The sequence below is a fragment of the Natrialba asiatica DSM 12278 genome, from assembly GCF_000337555.1.
GTDB classification, from domain to species: Archaea; Halobacteriota; Halobacteria; order Halobacteriales; family Natrialbaceae; genus Natrialba; species Natrialba asiatica.
In genome coordinates, this window is record NZ_AOIO01000034.1 from 135926 (window position 1) to 155499 (window position 19574).

Genomic DNA, 19574 nt, shown 5'->3' on the forward strand with positions numbered 1-19574 from the left:
TCGGCTTTACTCGACTTTACTCGGCGTTCGAGTCCGATTGTGAGCGCGTGCCGACGCGGGGGGCGACGCGACAGCCGCAGGGACCGGCGATGGCTTCGCCCGGCCCGATCATGGTCCGCTGGACGATGGGCGTGTTACAGCGGGGACAGCGCGGGAGGGACAGGGTTTCCGGACTGTCCGTCGTGTCGCCGGGATTCGCATCGTCGGGGTCCGTATTGTCGGGTTCCGTCGTGGAGGCTTCCGTCCCGACGGATTCCGCGTCGTCACCATCCGTCTCGCCGGTATCGGTGCCGGCGGTGTCCGTCTCGCCCGTTTCGCCGGTGCCGTCGCTAGCCGCGTTGCGTGCGGCGTCGTCGTCGGTCACGCAGTCGAACACCTCGGCGCGTTCCCGAGACCGCCTGTAAGAGCCGCTGCTCGCTTGATATACCGATCCGTCAGTCGTGCGGGATGTTTATATCCCGTGAGAATGTACGCAATCATGGCTTTGACCCTTGCGGGGTGGAAGCCACGTCTCGGATGCTGGTACATCCGGGACACTTTCGTGTCCGATGTGGCTTCCGTCCTAATTGTTGACTGGTAGCGACTTATATCTACCGCTGAACGACGGGAAGGAGCGCCTGCTGCTGGCCTCGTGGGACCCGAACCACGGTGAACTCGACCGGTAGTGGTGAACTCGGATCGCGCCTACTGAGTAGGTTCGAGCGGCCACCTTTGCTCCGCGTCGGGGTTCTCCTGATAACTCTTCCCGACGGCCACTTCGAGGGGGTGGGGGTGTAGTTCGAGGTGTAGCGTCTCCGTTTCGAGCATTTCGCCATCGAGGCTGTATTCGATGGAGTCTTCGAGGCTTTCGACGGTGAGCGACGGCGTTCGTCGGCGGATGATGTGTGCGCTCTCGCGGTCGAACAGTCCTTCGAGGGCGGCGTCGCCGACCAGTCGACCCGGCGAGGCGTCTTCGACGATCGTGACCTCGAAGAGGCCGTCTTCGACGTGTGCCTGTGCGGTGCGCGTGCCGGTGAATCGGCGGCAGTTGCCGATGAGAACGAACATCGCGTCGCCGGTCCAGGACTGGGCGGCCTCGCCGTTCGGTCCCTCGGCCGTCTCGACTCGCAGCGAGAGCGAGTCGAAGTCCGCGACGGTCGCGACGGTGTTTTTCACGTATGCGAGGACGCCGAGCGCTCGTTTGCTGTCCGGCGTCGTCTCGCTGCTGGCTTCGGCGGTCACGCCGCCGACGCAGGAGTTGACGAACGAGCGGTCGTTCGCGACGCCGAGGTCGATCCGTCGCCGTCGGCCGGTTTCGAGCACCTCGAAACTGTGCTCGAGGCCGGTGATGCCGATGTTCGTCGCGAAGTTGTTGCCGGTGCCGGCGGGAACGACGGCGAGCGTCGTCGTCTCGAGTTCGTCCGCGGCCGCGATCCCGTTGATGACTTCGTTGACGGTTCCGTCGCCGCCGGCGGCGGCGATCAGGTCCGCCTCGGGTGCGGCGTCGCGGGCGAACCGCATCGCGTCCCCTGCTCCTTCGGTCTGTCGGACCGTCAACCCGTAGTCGGCCGCCAGTTCGACGGTGTCATCGACGTGGTCCTGGCTGCCGCTGACGGGATTGAGAACGAGAACGCGGCGGGGATCGGCGTCGCTGTCTCTACCCTCCGAGTGCATACCCCACCGTATGCCGGCCGAGCGCAAAAGGGTCTGGCTGGCGTTTGCCTCGGTGTGTATCTCGTCGATCTTCACGCGCACACGCGATTCTTTCACGGCCACCGGTCTCTCGGTGACCGATTCGATCCGCTTGGTGCACGAGTGCTCACCGAGATGGCAGCGAGGCGCGGCCTCGACGGCGTCGCGACGACGAACCACGACTACTACACCCACCTGAACACTGCCGCAGACGCGGTCACCCTGCCCGGAATCGAGATTACGACCGATCGGGGTCACGTCCTCGTCATCGGACCCGATCCGCCGGCGGAGACGAAACCGGGGGCGTTGTCTCCGGCGGAGGCGGTCGCGCTGGCTCACGATCGCGACTGTGCCGCTATCGTCGCACACCCGTTTCGAAACAGCACCGTTCGCGAGCTCACGGCCGTTCCCTTCGACGCCATCGAGGTTAACGGCAAACATCCGCGGTCGCGTCCGCTGGTCGAGAAGTTGGCGTCGGAACGAAACCTGCCGCTCGTCGGCGGCAGCGACGCGCACTATCCGTTCGAGGTCGGGCGAGCGTACACGATCGTCGAGTGCGATCGGCTCACGCCCGAGGCGGTCGTCGAAGCGATTCGAGACGGTCGCGTCGAGGCCCAGGTCTCCCGGTCGACATTGGACGAGGTGGTGCGACGCGGGTACCGGGCCGTCCACCGCCGCAAGCGCGTCATCGACGCGATCGAGCGGCCGACGCCGGGGGTCGGAACGCCACCGGGTGAGGAGTCGACGGAGTAAGCCGCCTCCACGCGCCGCTCGAACGCCGCTCGAATTCTGCTCGAACGCCGACCGACCGCCGACCGAACGCCGACCGAACGCCGATCAGCCGAGCTGTTCGTCGAGAATCAACCGCGTCTTCGTGCTGACGACCTCCTCCTGGTTGCGCGCTTTCGTAATGAGATCGTTCACGCCGCGCGTGTCCGCGGCGTCGACGCCGAGGACGACGTCCTGCTCGCCCGAAACCATCCAGACGAAATCGACCTCCTCCCACTCCGCCATGCGCTCCGAGATGCCTTCCGTATCCACGTCGACCGCGACGCTGATTTCGATCATCGCCTTGACGTTGCCCGTCCGGGTCGCGATCGTAAACCGTTCGATCACCTCGTCGTCCATCATCCGCTCGACGCGATTGCGAACCGTCCCCTCGCTCGTCCCGACTTCGTCCGCGATTTCCGTGTACGGCGTTCGGGAGTCTCGTCGCAGCACGTCGAGGATCGCTCGATCGAGTTCGTCCATTGAGATCCGTGACTACGGACGAGTGGCACTTACCGATTACGAAATTCGTAACTGAGTTTCGAAGACAACACTTATGATGGTGTGTCCAATACGTAGTTCGTAATGACAGCAGCCTACGTTGCGCTGGAGGGCGGACACGTACTCGAGGGACGTGGTCGCGCTTCGGGCACGGCTCGCGGCGAGCTGGTTTTCACGACAGCCTACACCGGCTACGAAGAGAGCCTGACCGATCCGTCCTACGAGGAACAGATTCTTACCTTCTCCTACCCGCTGATCGGCAACTACGGCGTCCGAACGGAACGGTTCGAAGACGACCGCGTCCACCCTCGCGCCGTGCTCGCAAAGGAACTCACCGACGACGTCGCCGACTGGCTCGAGGGCGAAGGCGTTCCCGCGGTCGATCACCTCGACACGCGAGACGTCGTCACCGACATCCGCGACGGCGGCGCGATGAAATGCGGCATCGCCGTCGGCGAGGACGCCACCGAGGAAGACGCCCTGGCCGAACTCGAGGCCTGCAAGGCCATGAGCGAACACACCGACATCGGCGCGCAGGTCAGCGTCGACGATCACACCGTCCACGGCGCGGACAACGACGGCGAGACCGTCGCCCTCGTCGACTGCGGCGCGAAGGGCTCGATCGTCGATTCGCTGCTCGACCGCAACGCGACGGTTCACGTCCTCCCCTACGACGCAAGCACAGCCGATGTCGAGGCCGTCGATCCCGATATCCTGTTCATCTCGAACGGCCCCGGCGACCCCGCGAACTACGAACAGGCGATTGAACTCGTCGAGGCGTTCGTCGAGGACACGCCCGTTGCCGGTATCTGCCTCGGCCAGCAGATCGTCGCCGAGGCGCTGGGTGGCACGACGGCGAAGATGGACTTCGGCCACCGCGGGGTCAACCAGCCCGTCCTCGACCTCGAGTCGGGACAGGTCGTCATGACGACCCAGAACCACGGTTACACCGTGGACGAGCCCGGCGATTATCTCGAAGTCACGCAGATCAACGTCAACGACGACACCCCGGAGGGGCTCGACGGCGTCGAACACGATATCATCACCCGCCAGTACCACCCCGAAGCCAATCCCGGGCCGGAAGACACCCTCGAGTTCTTCGACAGCGTCGTCGGTATGGCCGGGAAATCGGAGCAGCGAGCGGTTCCGGCGGACGACTGAGTCGAATTCGTTTTGCGTGGTCTCCGGAAGCGATCGTGACTCCAACGGGAACGGACAACCGACGCCGATCGAGGGCCGTTCACTCCGTCGTCTCCTCGTAGGTGCCCTCGTACGCGGTGAGCAGATTCTCGGTGCGGAGGGTGACCATGAACCACTCCGTATCGATTGGATCGCCCGCATCGGGGTCCGCGTCGACACCCGCCCGTAGTCGGCCGTCCCGGACGGAGAGGGACAGCGTCTCCCCGGGTTCGAACGCCTCGTCCAGGCTCGCCCCGCGATAGTTCTCGCCGATCGCAGACAGCGAGACCGTCGACCCTTCGGGTATCGGATCGCCGGCTTCCATCGCGAGTTCGATGACTTCTCCGCCGTCAGTCGAAATCGACACCTCGGGGGCTTTCTCGAATCCCTCGTCGACCCACTCCGGTCTCTCGAGTTCGGTCTCACCGACGCTCGAGAACGATGTTTCCACCGCAATCGTTTCGGTAGCGCCGGCCGATGTCCCCTCCAACTCGTACGCGTAGCGCTCGATGCCGTCGTCGGAGACGGAGACCGTTGCGACGAACTCGTCGTACTCGTCCGCCGGATTCATCCGCTCGAGAGCGTCGCTCATCTCCGTCCCTTCGTAAGTGACGACCGTCGTCCCGTCGGACTCCTCGACGTCGATCAAGTCGTACTCCGAAACGCGCAGTACGGCTTCCAATTCCCGGCGAATGCTCCGTTCGTTCGTCGAGGGAGCCGCCGGTCCGTTCTCGATCCGGTACCGGTCGCCTCCGTCGAAGGTCTGGCGGACGAGCGTTTCGTTCGCCGATTCCGTGAAGAGCCAGGTTTCCTCCGTCGACGATTCGTGTCGGAGCCTCGTTTTCTGTACCTTTCGCTCGCCGTCGACGGCGAGCGCGATCGACTCTTCGAACGTTCTGGCGTCGATGCTGATCGTCTCGGACGTGTCGACCGTGTACGAACCGTCTTCGAGAATCGCCGCCTGTCGAGACGCGAGTTCGTCGGCATCGAATCCGGTTTCGCCGGTTCCGTCAGGGTAGTCGATGGTCCCGTCCGTTTCGTTTGCGGCCGTCTCTCCCTCTGCTGCCGCTCCGTCGGCGCCGTCGCCGGTGTCGGTGCTGCCGCCGTCGAGGACGCCCGCACACCCCGCGGTCGTTGCCAGTATCGCAACGGCGAGTACGATAACTAGTGACTTTTTCACGGCGTAATTATTCGATCCCCCGGTTATGACACTACCGGATAGGGGGCGACACGAGGACGATCACGCCGTACTCGGAACGGCACTCCGTATCAGAACTCGTCGGTCTCGATCTCCACGGCCCGCTCGCGGATCACTTCGCCGTCGAGTGCGGCGGCGAGGCGTCGATATCGAACGCGGGGTCGCCCATTAGAACTCCCCGCGGATGATCGCCGCGACGCGCTCGCGGTCGAACAGCCGCTCGTCCTCGGGAATATCCGGGTACGGTGTCCCAGGCTCGTAGCCGGGCCAGGTACCGAACTCGTCGGGATAGAGCTGCTTGGCCGTCATCTCGAGTTGGAAGAGGTTCATGAGCGGCCCCTGGTATCGCATGCCGCCGGCGACGACGCGGTCGTTTTGAACTGCCGTCAGCTTGCTTCCGACGGGATGGCTCTCGAGTTCGTCGCGGATGTCGTCGATGCTGTACTGGGAGGTGATTCCCCAGAGGTGCAAGATAACGTCGGGATCGACATCGAGCATCGTCTCGTAGTCGACGGTGCCCCAGTCGCCCGACCAGGAGCGGTCGGCGAGCGCGTCGGCGGCGGCGAGTGGACGCGTATCCGCCTGCCAGTAGCCGGGCGCGTTGAGGTGGTACGTGAAGAACTGGCCGTCGCCGAGCGTGACGCGGGCGGCGGTCGGGCGCTCGTCTTCGGGCGGTAAATTCGACGCGATCCGCCCGTGCAGGTCGTCGTACACCGCTTCGAGTGCCGCGTAGCGCTCGCGCTCCTGAAACACGTCCGTAACGCGGTCGAACAGTTCCCAGAGCGTGTAGAACTCGTACTGGTCGGCGTAGGCGTCCGCGGGGTCGCTGTGGACGCCGCTGTGGAAGTTGCCGACCCACGGCCCGACGGTCGAGGCGATGTCGTCGATGTCGTCCTCGGTCCAGTCGTCGTGTTTCAGGACGTAGGACGGGTCCAGAAAGTGAACGTCGCTGTCGAGTTCGTAGAGTTGCTCCTTGCGGAGGCCGCCCTCGAGCGGGTTCGGGAGGCCGTCCCAGTCGAAGGAGACGCCGGGGAGACGGTCGTAGAACTTGTTCATCGTCGTCCCCGACATCTCGGTGGAAAACAGCGTGGTGACGGCATCGCCGTGGCCGAGCGCGACGGCCATGTCGGCGTACTGCGGAAAGGCGACGAAAACGCGTTCGGGGACGGCATCGAACGAAACGTCGCCCATCGGCTGCAGCGTTGCGGTGTGGCCGTCGCCGTTCGAGTGGCCGTTCCCGGTCGGATCGTCTCTTCCGGAAATGCAACCGGCGAGCATCGCACTGCCGAGCGCCGTACTCGCGGCGACGAACCGGCGGCGGCTCCGGTCGATCCCTCCCTGTCCGATAGCGCTTCGAGCGTCCATACGTTTTAGGCTCGCCTAATCATCTAAAAGGGATTCGATTTAGGCCAGCCGAAACCGTTCGGTTGACGACAGCGTTCAGTCCGCGAAGGAGTACACGACGGTCGCGTTCGCCGTCACGGTCACGGGATCGGCGTCGATCTCGGTCGGCGGCGCACTCCCGTCGTCCGCCGACGTTGCGAACTCGACGTCGTGTCGCACCGAGTTCACCCGAACGTCGTTCGTCGTCACCGCCGTCGTTCCGGTAAGTTCGACCTCCCGATTCGATGCGATGTGGGCCGCCTCCTCGTCTGCGGTCGCCAGCGCATCGTCGATCGCATCCTTGCGAAGCGCCGCCCGCGTCTCCTCCTGTAGCGTGAAGTTCACCCGGCCGATGTCGTCGGCCCCGGCGGAGACGGCGGCGTCGATGACCTCGCCGACCCGGTCGACGTCGTCGATCGTCACCTGGTACGAGTGCGTTCCGGCGAACTCGTCGACGCCCTCCTCCCGTCTCGCCGCCGCCGACGGTCGGATTCGATACCGGCCCTCTTCGACGTTTTCGTCCGGGATTCCGAGCTCGTCGATGGCGTCACGGAGCCGTTCGGACTGCGTGGCCAACTCGTCGCTGACCGCCTCGGCGGACTCGTCGGTCGCCTCGACGCCGAGACTCACCGTCGCCGTATCCGGCTCGGCTTCGACCTCGCCCTCGGCGCTGACGGTAATCTCGTTGTCCGTCGCGCTCGACTCCGTTTCGTCGCCCGACTGGGCCGGATCGCCGGTCGAGAGCGCACTGCCAACACAGCCTGCCATCGCCGCTGCAACACCGACGCTCGATACCGCGAGGAACTGTCGTCGATCCATACGCTCTCGACACGTGCACACCAAATAATGATTCGCCAGGGTCAAACCGCTCTTTCACCCTTCCGGGGCGTCGAGTTCAAGAACTCGAACGCGTAGTCCGGCCGGTTCGTGACGAACACGTCGGGTTCGGTGGTCAGCGCGTCGCGGACGCTGCCCTTGGTGTCGACGAGTTTCCAGACGCCGGCGGTGAGTCCCGCCTCGCGCGCCGTCTCGAGGAATCTCGGGATGGCGCGTGGAACGTAGTGACTGAAGACGCTCCCGGCGCCGCAGTCGGTCGCCTCATCCGCCAGCCCCGATGTCGGCACCGAGCCGACCAGACCGGTTGGAACGTCGGATACCTGCGCCTGCTCGAGGGGCGCAGTCTCGAATGAGAGTACCGAGACCCGGTCGAGAACGTCGTAGTCGCGCGCCATCTCGAGGATGGCATCGGTGTAGCCCGCCTCTTTCAGCTCGAGGTAGATCGACACGTCGGTGTCGGCGAGGAGTTCGAGCGCGCGAGCGAGCGTAATGAGCGGTTCGCCGTCGATACGAGCGCCGCTGATCTCCGCCCAGGTGGTGTTTCGAATCCACCCGTGGCCCGTCGAATCCCAGTCCAGAACGGGGTCGTGAAACAACATCAGCGTTCCATCGCGAGTTCGTCGTACGTCGAGTTCGACGCCGTCGACACCGAGCTCGATGGCGCGTCGAATCGCGGCTGCCGTGTTCGGCGGTTCCAGTCCGGATGCGCCGCGGTGGCCGACGATACGCGGGCGCGTCGATGGCACTGACCCGCTCGTAATAAGCGGCGACAGCCCCCAGACGGCAAGTGCGGAGACTCCCGTCCCCACCCCCGCCAGGAGTCGGCGTCGGGAGGGACGACAACGTGACCAATCAGGCATACCTGACACGTTCTTCTCAAAGATAGTAACGTTTTCTTAGTTGAGACGTTCTCGCGAGTTCTCCGCTGTCGTTCCAAAATGACTATACTGTCAACCGACCAATTCGACCACGTGTCCCGCCTCGAACCCCTCCTAGAGCGGGCGGCTGACCGGCCCGTCACGACCGTCTTCGTCCTCCTCATTACCGGGCCGCTCATCGTCGCCGGCCTCTCCTTTCGCCAACCGATCGCGCTTCCGGACGCCCTGCTCACCGAACTCGAATGGGTGTTCTGGCTGCTCGTCTACATGCCGGTCAGCGCGATCAGGAGGCTGTTGTTCGACCCGCTCGGCCTCGAACGACTGTTTGGGGTTCCCGTTCTCGGACAGGGGCTCATCGTTCTCACGCTGGGTGGGCTCTACTACCTCGTGAGCTACTTCCTGGTCTACGCCGGTAGCGCCCTGCTCGGAACGGCCGAGACCGACGCCGGTGGAGACGGCCGGTAGTCCTGTCCTATTCTGTCGTTAGTCGTGGCGGAAACTACGGCTGCCCGTAAACGCCATGGCCATCCCGTGCTCGTCTGCGGCTTCGATCACGTCGTCGTCGTTGACGGAGCCGCCGGGCTGGATAACGGCCTCGATACCCGCCTCGGCGGCCTCCCGGATACCGTCCGGGAACGGGAAGAACGCGTCCGACGCCATCACGGCTCCCTCGGCGTCCTTGCCCTCGGCGTGTTCGTCCGCCTTCATCGCGGCGAGTCGAACCGCGTCGACGCGGGAAACCTGTCCCATCCCGACGCCGACGGTCTCGGTCCCGTCCGCGAAGAGGATACCGTTGGATTTGACGTGTTTGAGCGTCTGCCAGGCGAAGACCATCGACTCGAGTTCAGCGTCGGTCGGCTCACGGTCAGTAACGATTTCGAGATCGTCGGCGGAGATTTCCTGTAGATCGCGTTCCTGGACGAGTCGGCCGCCGACGAGGGGTTTTTCGGTGAACCGCTCCGTCCGCTCGCCGAGGTCGTCAACGTCGAGCACCCGCAAGTTGTCCTTCTCGAAGAGGATTTCGAGCGCGTCGTCGGTGTAACCGGGCGCGACGACGACCTCCTTGAACGAGTCGATAATCTGCTCGGCGGTGTCGGCGTCGCACTCGCGGTTCAGGGCGACGATGCCGCCGAAGGCGCTCATGGGATCCGTCGAGAGCGCCCTCTCGTACGCGTCAGCGACGGAGTCAGCGGTTGCACAGCCGGCCGGGTTCGTGTGCTTGATGACCGCAGCCGCGGGCTCGTCGAACTCCTTGATGAGGTTGAGCGCGCCGTCAGCGTCGTTGTAATTGTTGTACGAGAGCCCCTTCGCACCCTCGTTTAGCTGTTCGGCGTGGACGACGCTCGCCTCGTCGCAGGTGGCGTCCGCGTACACGGCGGCGTCCTGGTGTGGATTCTCCCCGTACCGGAGCGTATCGACTCGGTCGTTCGAGACGAGTCGGCGTGCGGGGAGGCCGCTGTGATCATCGGCATCGGTACTCGCCACGTCGGCGGCAACGGATGCCGTCCCCGCTTCGCGGTCGACGGTCACGACGCCCTCGGCGACCCACTTCACCGCACGCGGGTAGGCGCGGAACTCGCCCTCGTAGAGGACGCGCTCTTTCAGGCTCTCGGCGTCGTCGCCCTCGTAGATCGGAACCGGCTCCTGCGTGACGATCGGTCCGCCGTCAACCTCGCTCTCGACCACGTCGCCCTCGTCGTCGGTCGCGTCGGTGACGACGTGGACCGTACAGCCCGCGACCGAGACGCCGGCCTCGAGCGCGTCTCCCCAGGCGTCCGTGCCGGGGAACGACGGCAGCAGCGAGGGATGGACGTTCAGCGTCATCGGTGCCTCATCGAGGAACGCGTCCGAAAGGATGCGCATGTAGCCGTCCAGACAGACCAGCTCGAACTCGTAGTCCGCGAGCGCTTCGAGCACTGCCTCCTCGTGCTCCCGGCGGGTCATATCGTCCGCGAGCGGGACGACTTCGGTCGGAATCCCGCGCTCGGCGGCGGCTTCGAGCACCGGCGCGTCCTCGCCGGTCGTAAGTACGACCCCGAGTTCAGCGCCGCCCGGTCGTCGGTCGGCGATGTTCAACAGGTTACGCCCTCGGTTGCCGGCCATCCCGGCGATTCGCGTCATAGGTGTAGGCCCGCCCGCGAGAGCCAAAGTGGTTGCGGTCTCTCCACGCAGAATATCCACATATATGTATACATTCTACAGTATATTCACCAGTATCCGGAGAGGTATGCACACCCGTGGGCGAACCCGACGACCGTTTCGATACGCTTTTGGACAGGGATAGAAACTCTCGCACGATGAGCGACACCGACGCACTGTATGCGGTCTCGCCGCTCGACGGGCGCTACGGCAACCGAACGGAGCGGCTCTCGCCGTACGCCAGCGAGGCCGCCCTCATGCGCGCCCGCGTCCGCGTCGAAGTCGAGTATCTGGTTACGCTCGCCGAACTCGAGGCGACGCCGCTCGAACTCGACCTCGACGAGCGCGAGGAGCTTCGGGGACTGTACAAACACTTCGCCGAGGAGGATGCCCGCCTGATCAAGAAACTCGAGACCGAGGGCCACGACGAGTTCGAGGCGACGAATCACGACGTCAAGGCCGTCGAGTACTTCATCCGCTACCGTCTGGGCGACGACAGCGACGCGTCGGCGTGGATCCACTTCGGGCTGACCAGCGAGGACGTGAACAACCTCGCCCACCGGCTGCTCGTCCGCGGGGCCGTCGACGAAGTCCTGCTACCGGCGCTGTACGACGTGCAGGACACGCTCGCCGACATGGCTCGCGAGCACCGGGACGTGCCGATGCTCGCCCGCACTCACGGCCAGCCCGCGACCCCGACGACCTTCGGCAAGGAACTGGCCGTCTACGCGGCCCGTCTCGGTCGCGCGACGGGGCAGATCCGCGAGACGACTGACGGATTGTGCGGGAAACTCGCCGGTGCGTCGGGGACCTACGCGGCCCACGTCGCCGCCTACCCCGACGTCGACTGGCGGGCCGTCGCCGCCGAGTTCATCGAGCGACTCGGCCTCGACGTTGCCCGACTGACGACGCAGGTCAATCCCTGCGACGACCTCGCGGCGCTATTCGACGCGATCAAGCGTGCGAACACCGTGCTCCTCGATCTCGATCTGGACGTGTGGCTGTACGTCTCCGACCGCTATCTCGGCCAGGAGACCGTCGACGGCGAAACCGGCTCTTCGACGATGCCCCACAAGGTCAATCCGATCGACTTCGAGAACAGCGAGGGGAACCTCTCGAAGGCGAATTCCGACCTCTCGTTCCTCGGCGACTACATCACGACCTCGCGGCTCCAGCGAGACCTCTCGGACTCGACCGTCAAGCGAAACATCGGGGCTGCGTTTGCCCACTGCCTGATCGGTTACTCGAAAACGGCCGCCGGCCTCTCGAAAATCGTCCCGAACGAACAGGTCATGCGCGAGGAGCTCGAATCGACGCCCGAAATCATCGGTGAAGCCGTTCAGACGATCCTCCGCCGCGAGGGCCAAGCGGATGCCTACGAGCAGGTCAAAGCCCTGACCCGCGGAAAAACCGTCACGCTCGAGGACTTCCAGGAACTGTTCGACGACCTCGACGTCGACGCGGACGTGCGCGCTGAACTCGGGGCGCTAACGCCGACCGGATACACCGGTATCGCGAGCGACCTGGTCGACGACATCGACGCCGACGCGGAGTCGCCGTCGCCAAACTAACCGTTTCGGTGTACCGTTTACGGGTTTCCTGCCGACTGAAAATCAACGGGAGAACGACCAGCGAGGACGGCGTCGCAGGTGGCGTCCGAGTTCCGTTTCACGACCGTTCACCGCCTACCATCGGTAATGAACGGTTCGAACGAAAGATCGTCTTTTTAGGACGGTCCGAGTGAGCCAACGTGAATACGATGAGTGCCACCCGGATCGTCGGTCTCGCCCTCCTGGCGGTCGTCGGACTCGCGATCGCACCGGTCGCAGGGAGTGCCCTCACAACGCCGGTCGCCCACCAGTCGGCTGCCGGCGCGAACGGACCGAGTGGGGGGCTACAGCCACAAACGCAAGCACAGACGAACACGGCCACAAACGCGAACACGGACGCTGCGAATACGACCACAAACACGACCGTCGCAACCTTCCTCCAGGCCACGAGCGCAGACGCCCAATCGAGCGTCGATTCCGGCCTCTTCGACGCCACGTACCACGCCACAGACACCGAGCGTCGCGCCGCACTCGTCACCGACCGCGCCGACGAGTTCGAACAGCGCCTCGCCGAACTCGAGGCCGAACGAGAGGAACTCCGTGAACGGGAGGACTCGCTCTCATCGGCCGCATACGAGGCCCGCCTGACGAGACTCACAGTCACCATCGCGTCGCTGAACCGCTCGATCGAACGGACGAAGTCGCGGGGCGTCGCCGCCGGTCTCGACGAGGAGCGCTTCGAAACGCTCCAGCAAACCGCGAGCGATCTCGCCGGGCCAGACATCGCGGCGACGGCACAGAAGGTAGTCGGCGTCGACCGGCATCCGGGCGGCGGCATCGGCGTCACCAACGGCCCGCCCGCAGACCGCGGCCCGCCGAACTCGTCGACTTCGGCAGGAGCGGCGGAGTCGCCCGGACGGCAGCCTCCGGCGGCTGTCCCGGGTAGCAGTCCAGAGAGCGACGGACGTGGAGATAGTCAGGATCGCAGCCAGGGTCACGGGCGAAATCAGAGCCAAACTCACGGGCAAAATCCGACTCCGACTCCGACTTCGACTCCGACACCCGCACAGAACGCAGACCCCGACAACAGAACCGGACAGGGGAGCCAGTCTAATCGGGGCTCGGCCCACGAACAGAACTCGCGAAATTCGGGTGAAAACTCCGACCGATCGGGCAATGGCTCGCCGGCACGGACCGGCCCACCGACCGACGCCGCGGAACCATCGACACCGGAGACAGACGCAGACTCATCTGACGGCTCGGTCACCGACGGCACGAGTTCATCGAACGCTGATACCGACGCCGATAGCGGGACGGACACAACAACCACCGAGACGCCGACGGACGACTGATACTGCCGAATACTACGGCAGACGCCGCGAGCGAACTGCCATCGCTGTCGGCGATCGGCCTCGAGATGCGATCGAGCGTTGACGGACCGGCGTCTGACCGGACGACCGCGCGCGGTCGGGACTTTCCCGAGCAGACACGCTTTTCAGCGGCGACGCCATACGGCCCCACGATGGATTCCGCCGCCTTGTTGGATCTGCTGGGAAACGAGAACCGAAGGCGGATTCTCCGCCTTCTCGCTCGCAAACCCTGTTACGTAACCGAAATCTCCGAATACCTCGGCGTGAGCCCCAAGGCGGTCATCGAACACCTCCGAAAACTCGAGTCGGCCGGACTGGTCGAAAGCCGTGTCGACGACCAACGTCGCAAGTACTTTCACATCGCTCGCAACGTTCGCCTCGAAGTCACCGTCTCTCCCTACGGCTTCGCGAGCAAGAGCGCCTATCCGACCAACAACGGCTTCGACATCACCACCTGCCGACACCTCTCGCTCGACATCGCCTGTGATGAACTCGACGAACTCGGTGACCTCCTGCAGGCGCTCGAAGAACTCGAGCAGCTCGAAAACGAACTCTCGCTCGCCCAGCGATGGGTCCAGAGCCAACTCTACGACGTCCTCGATCAGATCTCCGAAACCGTCGGCGACGGCCCGGAAAGCCGCATCTACGCCGATCTGCTGGCGACCATCCGGTCGGAGCCGAAATCCGTCGGCGAACTGCGTTCCGAACTGGATGTTCCCCGCGAGATCATCGCCGAACTGCTGGAGTCGATGGCCGACGACGGGCTGGTTCGCCGAACCGAACGCGGCTGGGAGCTAACGACCACCTGACGGCCGGTCCGAACGGACATCGTTTCTGCCTCGGAGAACCGAGTGCCACGGGCACGGGAACAGGCACGGAAAATGAGGGTATTGCGGCCTAACGGTCGGTTGAACGGCCGCTATGTCACGTCTCGCGAGAGGCCGTCGCGGAGGTCTCGACCGAAATAGTAGCCGGCGACCGACGCGACCAGGCCGATCGCGAGGCCGATCGCGATGAGCGTCCGGCCGGCCCCGAGCGCCACGTAGACCGGGTCGGCCAACGGCGTGATCGCGCCGGCCAAGGCCCCCGCGGCGGTCAGCTCCAGATACCGCCGCTTCGACGTGATGAGTCCGACCAGGAAGGCCGTCGCGAAGATGCCGATCATCTGGCCGGCGATCGGGAGCACCGCGTCGCCGACGAACAGACCCGCACCGATCGTCAACGCCAGGGCGAGAAACGCCTTCGGCGAGAAGTACTTGCGAGGCGACAGTCGATCCGTGAGTCCGGCGAGGCGAGAGCCGTCCGATCGGCCAGCTGCCGGCTCGGCCGACTTGGCCGGCTGGGAGAACTCGTCGGCCGGCTCGGACCCGACAGCGGATCCCGCATCGATCGCACCCTGCTCGCGTCCCTGTCGGTCTCCTGAACTCGTGTCCGGTCCGGTGCCAGAACCGGTGTCTGAGAGCAACTGCTCCGTCTCTGAGAGGAGGTCGTCCGTCGAGGGGGACTCTCGACGCTCGGTCACCTCGTCCGAGCGATCGTTCATATTCGAAGACTGGGTGGCCGGCACCATGGTCTTTTCGCCACGCTGTCAGCTATCCCGCCGAGCGGAACGAGAGGAATCCCAGTTGCTCCTCCGATCCGGTTTCGGGGCGAGACCGTCCGCTTTGGCACGAACGACGTTTATCATGACTCGGCTGCTAGAGAACGGTGTGAACGTCGATCTGGTTGCTTTCGGGATCGTTGCGATCGCGATCGGGTTGGGAGTGCTCTCCGCAGCCCGTCACTTCTATCCCCGGCTCGATCTCACCGACGATGCGCTTGCGACGGTGCGGCTACTGACGGCGCTGATCGCCGCCGTACTCTTACTGACCGGCATCGGCCTCGTCGTCGTCGGAATCGCCTGACTCGCTAGCCTACCCGGTTTCGGGCCAAATGCCGGAATCGAAAGCGTGCCTTCAAGTCCGCCGACGCGCAACGCTTTCGCATGAATCCAGGCGATCGCGTTCGCGTCGACCGCGCGGATCGCACGTACGAAGGCGTGTTGCTCCCCTCCAGCACGGACGACAATCTCGTCGTGAAACTCGACGGCGGCTACAACGTCGGCGTCGATCGGGACGACGCCGACATCGAGATCCTCGACGAAGACGTCTACGAAATCGACGGGGCCGATACCGAAGACGAGAACGCCGGTACGGACTCCGAAATCGAGTTCAACGACGACCTGCCGACCATCTCGCTGATCTCGACCGGCGGGACCATCGCCTCGACGGTCGACTACCGTACCGGGGCGGTGACCGCCCAGTTCGACGCCGAAGACGTGTTGCGTGCCGTTCCCGACCTCGCCGGCCGCGCGAACTACCGCGGGCGCGTCGTCGCGAATATCCTCTCGGAGAACATGGAGCCGCCGATCTGGCAAGAACTCGCTCAGGCGGTGTTCGAGGAAATCGAGGCCGGCGCGGACGGCGTCGTCGTCATGCACGGCACCGACACGATGCAGTACTCTGCCGCAGCGCTCGCGTTCATGCTCGAGACGCCCGTCCCCGTCGTCTTCACGGGCAGCCAGCGCTCCGCCGACCGACCGTCCTCGGACAACGTGATGAACGCCGTCTCTGCCGTCGAAGCCGCAAAGAGCGACTGCGCGGAGGTCCTCGTCTGTATGCACGGCTCCGAATCCGACGACGCCTGCGCGCTCCACCGCGGCACCCGCGTCCGGAAAAACCACACCTCTCGCCGCGATGCCTTCGAGACGGTCGGCGCGAACCCGCTCGGCACCGTCGACTACGACGGCGAGGAAGTGACCTTCCGCCGAGACCGCCGTGAACGCGGCGATGTGGAACTCGAACTCACAGCTGAACTCGAGAGCAATGTGGACCTGCTCAAGTTCACGCCGGGGATGGACCCCGCCTTCCTCGATGCCGCCGAGGGCGCAGCGGGATTGGTCATCGAGGGAACCGGCCTCGGGCACGTTCACACCGATCTCATCCCGCGGATCGCGGAACTCATCGACGACGGGACGACGGTCGTCATGACCAGTCAGTGTCTCGAGGGACGGGTTTGCGATCGGGTCTACGATACCGGCCGCGACCTCCTCGACGCCGGCGTGATCGAAGCCGGCGATACCCTCCCCGGCACGGCGACGGTCAAACTGATGTGGGCGCTTGCGAACGAAGAATCCGCCGAAGAGGCGATGCAGACCTCGCTGGCCGGTGAACTACAGGAGCGGTCGGTTCCCTGGGAGTGATCTCGATGGCCGTCGGAATCGAGATACGGCGAGCGACGCACGACGACTACGAGGGCGTCGCGGCCTTCACCGAGACGCTCTGGGAGGATCGCGGCGGCGACTACATTCCGGAGATCTACCACGACTGGCTCGAGGACGAGGACGAGAGCCACAAGAAGACGTTCGTCGCCGACGCCGGCGACGCCATCGCCGGAATCGTCCAGGCCGTCCTGGTGTCGCCCGACGAAGCCTGGTTTCAGGGCATGCGCGTCAACCCCGACTACCAGCGGCAGGGGCTGAGCGGCCGGCTCAACGACGCCTGCTTCGAGTGGGCCCGCGAGCAGGGCGCGACCGTCGGCCGGATCATGATCTTCTCGTGGAACGCCGCCTCGCTCGGCGCGGCGCGAACGAGCGGGTTCGAGCCGACGACCGAGTTCAGGATGGCACATCCGGAACCAGACCCGGACGCGTCGGGACCGAACCCAGTCTCGAACGATCCCGCCGCAGCGTGGCGCTACTGGACGCACAGCGACGCCCGCGAGCACTTGCAGGGACTGGGACTTGCGCCGGAGGAGACGTGGGCCGTGCGCGAACTCACGCGCGAGGATTTCCTGGCGTTCGGGGACGATCGTGACGATGACACTGCCGTCTTCTCGGTCGAACGCGACGGAAACGGGGTGGGAGCGGCCTATCGGGTCCGAAGCTACGAACGGGAAAACGACGACGGCGAGACCGAAACGTGGGCCGAATACGGCGTCAGTGCCTGGGACGACATCGACGCGGCCCGCTCACTGCTCGCCGCACTCTCCCGCGACGCCGCCGCCCTCGACGCGGATCGAACCCGAGTGCTGATCCCCGAGACGACGGCCGTGGTTAGCGACGCCTCGTACGCCGGTGTCAGCATCGCCGAGGAACCGGACTTCGTCCTCGCTGCTGCACTCGGCGGCGGCGAATAGGTATCGCAGGGTAGAGGACTACCCGCCGCTGACCGGCGGAAACAGCGCCAACTCGTCGTCGGCTTCGAGTTCGGTTGCGAGTCCGTTTTCTTCGACGAGGACGTTGGTGCCGTTTCGCAAGACGTTGATCTGGGATCGGAGATCGCCGTCGTCGGTGAGGACGCGCTCGCCGACGGCGGGACGGTCGGCGACGAGTTCGTCGAGGGCGTCACCGACGGTGTCGCCGGCGGCGGTTTCGACGGTGACGTGTTTGTCGCCGGCGCGTTCGGCGAGGTCCGCGAACAGTTTCCACTCCGTTGGCATAGGTGGCGGTATCGGTGCCGGAGGCAAGTAGCTACCGCTCCGACGGTGGCGGGTGCCGGCGTCCGGGATATCGTGGCGCTTGCGATACGAGTCTGGATCGACGGAGACGCTTAACTACGCCCGGACTGGAGACGGTACGTATGGTCGGCGAGCGTGTAACGGAACGGGTACCGGAGAACTGGCGCTGGTCTGTGACGACGCGCGCAGTCGTCGGCCTCGCGCTGGTTGTTGCGCTGCTCTCGGTCGCCACCGGCATTCTCAGAATCGACCAGGAGGCGGCCGATTTCGGTCCTATCGCGCCGCACGTACCGCTCGCCGTCCAGGAAGCCGTCGGATTCACCGGCGCACTCACCGGGTTTCTCATGGTCGCCAGCGCGCTCGCGCTCAGGCGCGGCTTGCGCGTCGGCTGGTGGGCGACGCTGCTGTTGTTGCCGCTGACGGCAATCCAGGGGCTGCTCCAGGGGAGTCAGTACTCGCTTCCGCTCGTCGTGCTGTCGCTGGTCTCGATGCCGACGCTCCTCCTCACCCACAAGCGCTTCGACCGATCGCTCTCGCTGACGACGACGCAACTCGCCGCGGCCGGCGCGCTCGTCGGCGTCCAGGCCTACGGTACCTTCGGCGCGTACGCGCTCCGGGATGACTTCGACGGCATCGAGCACCTGCTCGACGCGTTCTACTTCACGCTGATCACCTCGAGCACCGTCGGCTACGGCGATATCGGTCCCGAGACCGAGGAGGCACAGCTGTTTACCATGTCCGTCGTGGTCCTCGGCGTCGCCAGTTTCGGTATCGCCATCGGGGCGCTCGTCGGTCCCGCGATTCAGGACCGCATCTCGAAGACACTCGGAATGATGACCGATTCAGAACTCGAACTCCTAGACGACCACGTCCTCGTCCTCGGCTACGGGGATCTGACCGAACCGATCGTGAGCGAACTCGACGCGACGGGCGAACAGTTTCTCGTCGTCACCGAGAACGAATCGGCGACGAGTTCGCTCACGGACCGCGACATTCGCGTTCTCGATGCGAACCCGAGCGACGAAGAACCGCTCGGGCGGGCGAAAATAGAAGATGCGCGCGCGGTTGTCGTCGCGACGAACGACGACGCCAGGGACGCTCTTGCGGTTCTCACCGCACGCGAACTCCGACCGGACATTCGTATCGTCGCCGCCGCTACCGACCGCGAGAACACGCCGAAACTCGAACGCGCCGGCGCTGACGATGTCATCAGCCTGGCTGAACTCGGCGGGCACTTGCTGGTCCGCTCGGCGCTCGGGTCGGACGAGTCGCCGGTGGTGTCGCGGCTGCTCGAGACGGACTAGCAGTCTCGAACTCGCCCGTCTCCCGGTCACGCCGTATCTCGTGATGTTCGGGCTAACGATCCTCTACGCCGTCGTCTACGTCGCGATCGCCATCGGCATCTCCGCCTCGGTGACCAGTAAAGCGCACGCGGCGGCATCCGGGTTCGGGATCCATACGGGTCGCTTCGTTCGGCAGTCGAATCGTGAACAGGTGAACTCTCCAACGGGTCTCACGTTCAAGTTATAAGTCGGCAATTATGTCACAGGGACGGCCAATATGAAACGAAGTGGTTCGAACGTGTACGAGGAAAATCGACAGG

Annotated in this window: 21 protein-coding genes; 11 read left to right on the plus strand and 10 right to left on the minus strand. The window is 64.9% G+C overall.

Going from position 1 to position 19574, the window contains the following annotated elements; all coding sequences use genetic code 11:
• Window positions 1-16 precede the first annotated feature (16 nt).
• Window positions 17-364 carry a hypothetical protein gene (locus tag C481_RS15395; protein ID WP_241434693.1) on the minus strand — a complete coding sequence of 116 codons (348 nt, stop codon included), beginning with the start codon at window positions 362-364 and terminating at the stop codon, window positions 17-19.
• A 320-nt stretch (window positions 365-684) separates the two neighbouring features.
• Window positions 685-1653, minus strand: a complete 969-nt coding sequence (locus C481_RS15400; RefSeq protein WP_006110204.1) for a diacylglycerol/lipid kinase family protein — start codon at window positions 1651-1653, stop codon at window positions 685-687.
• 54 nt (window positions 1654-1707) lie between these two features.
• Between C481_RS15400 and C481_RS15405 the strand changes: the two genes are divergently transcribed.
• Window positions 1708-2424, plus strand: coding sequence for a PHP domain-containing protein (locus tag C481_RS15405; protein ID WP_006110205.1), 717 nt, complete (start codon window positions 1708-1710; stop codon window positions 2422-2424).
• Between the two features lie 84 nt (window positions 2425-2508).
• Here the strand turns inward: C481_RS15405 and C481_RS15410 are convergent, their stop codons facing one another.
• Window positions 2509-2922 (minus strand): Lrp/AsnC family transcriptional regulator, encoded by a 414-nt coding sequence (locus tag C481_RS15410; RefSeq protein WP_006110206.1) that lies wholly within the window; start codon window positions 2920-2922, stop codon window positions 2509-2511.
• 102 nt (window positions 2923-3024) lie between these two features.
• On the opposite strand from C481_RS15410, the gene carA reads away from it, so the two are divergent.
• Window positions 3025-4101, plus strand: coding sequence for a glutamine-hydrolyzing carbamoyl-phosphate synthase small subunit (gene carA, locus C481_RS15415; protein ID WP_006110207.1), 1077 nt, complete (start codon window positions 3025-3027; stop codon window positions 4099-4101).
• A 79-nt stretch (window positions 4102-4180) separates the two neighbouring features.
• On the opposite strand, the gene C481_RS15420 is transcribed toward carA, so the two are convergent.
• The 4 genes from C481_RS15420 to C481_RS15435 all read right to left on the minus strand — a co-directional run bounded on the left by C481_RS15420 (window position 4181) and on the right by C481_RS15435 (window position 8397).
• On the minus strand, window positions 4181-5299 hold the full coding sequence (locus tag C481_RS15420) for a DUF7537 family lipoprotein (RefSeq protein ID WP_006110208.1): 1119 nt from the start codon (window positions 5297-5299) through the stop codon (window positions 4181-4183).
• A gap of 186 nt (window positions 5300-5485) precedes the next feature.
• Window positions 5486-6682 carry an ABC transporter substrate-binding protein gene (locus C481_RS15425; protein WP_006110209.1) on the minus strand — a complete coding sequence of 399 codons (1197 nt, stop codon included), beginning with the start codon at window positions 6680-6682 and terminating at the stop codon, window positions 5486-5488.
• 75 nt (window positions 6683-6757) lie between these two features.
• Entirely contained in the window at window positions 6758-7519 is a 762-nt protein-coding gene (locus C481_RS15430) for an SIMPL domain-containing protein (protein ID WP_006110210.1), read from the minus strand.
• A 41-nt stretch (window positions 7520-7560) separates the two neighbouring features.
• Window positions 7561-8397 (minus strand): glycerophosphodiester phosphodiesterase, encoded by an 837-nt coding sequence (locus C481_RS15435; protein WP_241434694.1) that lies wholly within the window; start codon window positions 8395-8397, stop codon window positions 7561-7563.
• 111 nt (window positions 8398-8508) lie between these two features.
• Here C481_RS15435 and C481_RS15440 point away from each other — a divergent pair, with 111 nt between their 5' ends.
• Entirely contained in the window at window positions 8509-8880 is a 372-nt protein-coding gene (locus C481_RS15440; RefSeq protein WP_152422194.1) for a hypothetical protein, read from the plus strand.
• A gap of 18 nt (window positions 8881-8898) precedes the next feature.
• Here the strand turns inward: C481_RS15440 and purH are convergent, their stop codons facing one another.
• A complete protein-coding gene (gene purH / locus C481_RS15445; RefSeq protein WP_006110213.1) occupies window positions 8899-10536 on the minus strand; it encodes a bifunctional phosphoribosylaminoimidazolecarboxamide formyltransferase/IMP cyclohydrolase in 1638 nt (545 codons plus the stop codon).
• A 176-nt stretch (window positions 10537-10712) separates the two neighbouring features.
• On the opposite strand from purH, the gene purB reads away from it, so the two are divergent.
• From purB to C481_RS15460, 3 genes are all read left to right on the plus strand, one after another.
• The gene (gene purB, locus C481_RS15450; RefSeq protein WP_006110214.1) at window positions 10713-12125 is read left to right on the plus strand and encodes an adenylosuccinate lyase; all 1413 of its coding nucleotides are present in this window, start codon (window positions 10713-10715) and stop codon (window positions 12123-12125) included.
• A gap of 188 nt (window positions 12126-12313) precedes the next feature.
• Complete coding sequence (locus tag C481_RS15455) at window positions 12314-13456, plus strand: hypothetical protein (RefSeq protein ID WP_006110215.1); 1143 nt, start codon at window positions 12314-12316, stop codon at window positions 13454-13456.
• Window positions 13457-13626: 170 nt separating this feature from the next.
• Window positions 13627-14283: an ArsR/SmtB family transcription factor gene (locus C481_RS15460; RefSeq protein WP_006110216.1), complete on the plus strand. Its 657-nt coding sequence runs from the start codon at window positions 13627-13629 to the stop codon at window positions 14281-14283.
• A gap of 110 nt (window positions 14284-14393) precedes the next feature.
• On the opposite strand, the gene C481_RS15465 is transcribed toward C481_RS15460, so the two are convergent.
• The gene (locus C481_RS15465) at window positions 14394-15017 is read right to left on the minus strand and encodes a hypothetical protein (protein WP_006110217.1); all 624 of its coding nucleotides are present in this window, start codon (window positions 15015-15017) and stop codon (window positions 14394-14396) included.
• 142 nt (window positions 15018-15159) lie between these two features.
• Between C481_RS15465 and C481_RS15470 the strand changes: the two genes are divergently transcribed.
• From C481_RS15470 to C481_RS15480, 3 genes are all read left to right on the plus strand, one after another.
• On the plus strand, window positions 15160-15378 hold the full coding sequence (locus C481_RS15470) for a hypothetical protein (RefSeq protein WP_006110218.1): 219 nt from the start codon (window positions 15160-15162) through the stop codon (window positions 15376-15378).
• Between the two features lie 80 nt (window positions 15379-15458).
• Window positions 15459-16715: a Glu-tRNA(Gln) amidotransferase subunit GatD gene (gene gatD / locus C481_RS15475; RefSeq protein WP_006110219.1), complete on the plus strand. Its 1257-nt coding sequence runs from the start codon at window positions 15459-15461 to the stop codon at window positions 16713-16715.
• 5 nt (window positions 16716-16720) lie between these two features.
• On the plus strand, window positions 16721-17650 hold the full coding sequence (locus C481_RS15480) for a GNAT family N-acetyltransferase (RefSeq protein ID WP_049904705.1): 930 nt from the start codon (window positions 16721-16723) through the stop codon (window positions 17648-17650).
• A gap of 18 nt (window positions 17651-17668) precedes the next feature.
• On the opposite strand, the gene C481_RS15485 is transcribed toward C481_RS15480, so the two are convergent.
• Window positions 17669-17953, minus strand: coding sequence for a ubiquitin-like small modifier protein 1 (locus tag C481_RS15485; RefSeq protein ID WP_006110221.1), 285 nt, complete (start codon window positions 17951-17953; stop codon window positions 17669-17671).
• A gap of 140 nt (window positions 17954-18093) precedes the next feature.
• Between C481_RS15485 and C481_RS15490 the strand changes: the two genes are divergently transcribed.
• Window positions 18094-19275 carry an NAD-binding protein gene (locus C481_RS15490; RefSeq protein WP_006110222.1) on the plus strand — a complete coding sequence of 394 codons (1182 nt, stop codon included), beginning with the start codon at window positions 18094-18096 and terminating at the stop codon, window positions 19273-19275.
• Window positions 19276-19318: 43 nt separating this feature from the next.
• Window positions 19319-19501, plus strand: coding sequence for a hypothetical protein (locus C481_RS22745; protein WP_006110223.1), 183 nt, complete (start codon window positions 19319-19321; stop codon window positions 19499-19501).
• Window positions 19502-19574: the final 73 nt, after the last annotated feature.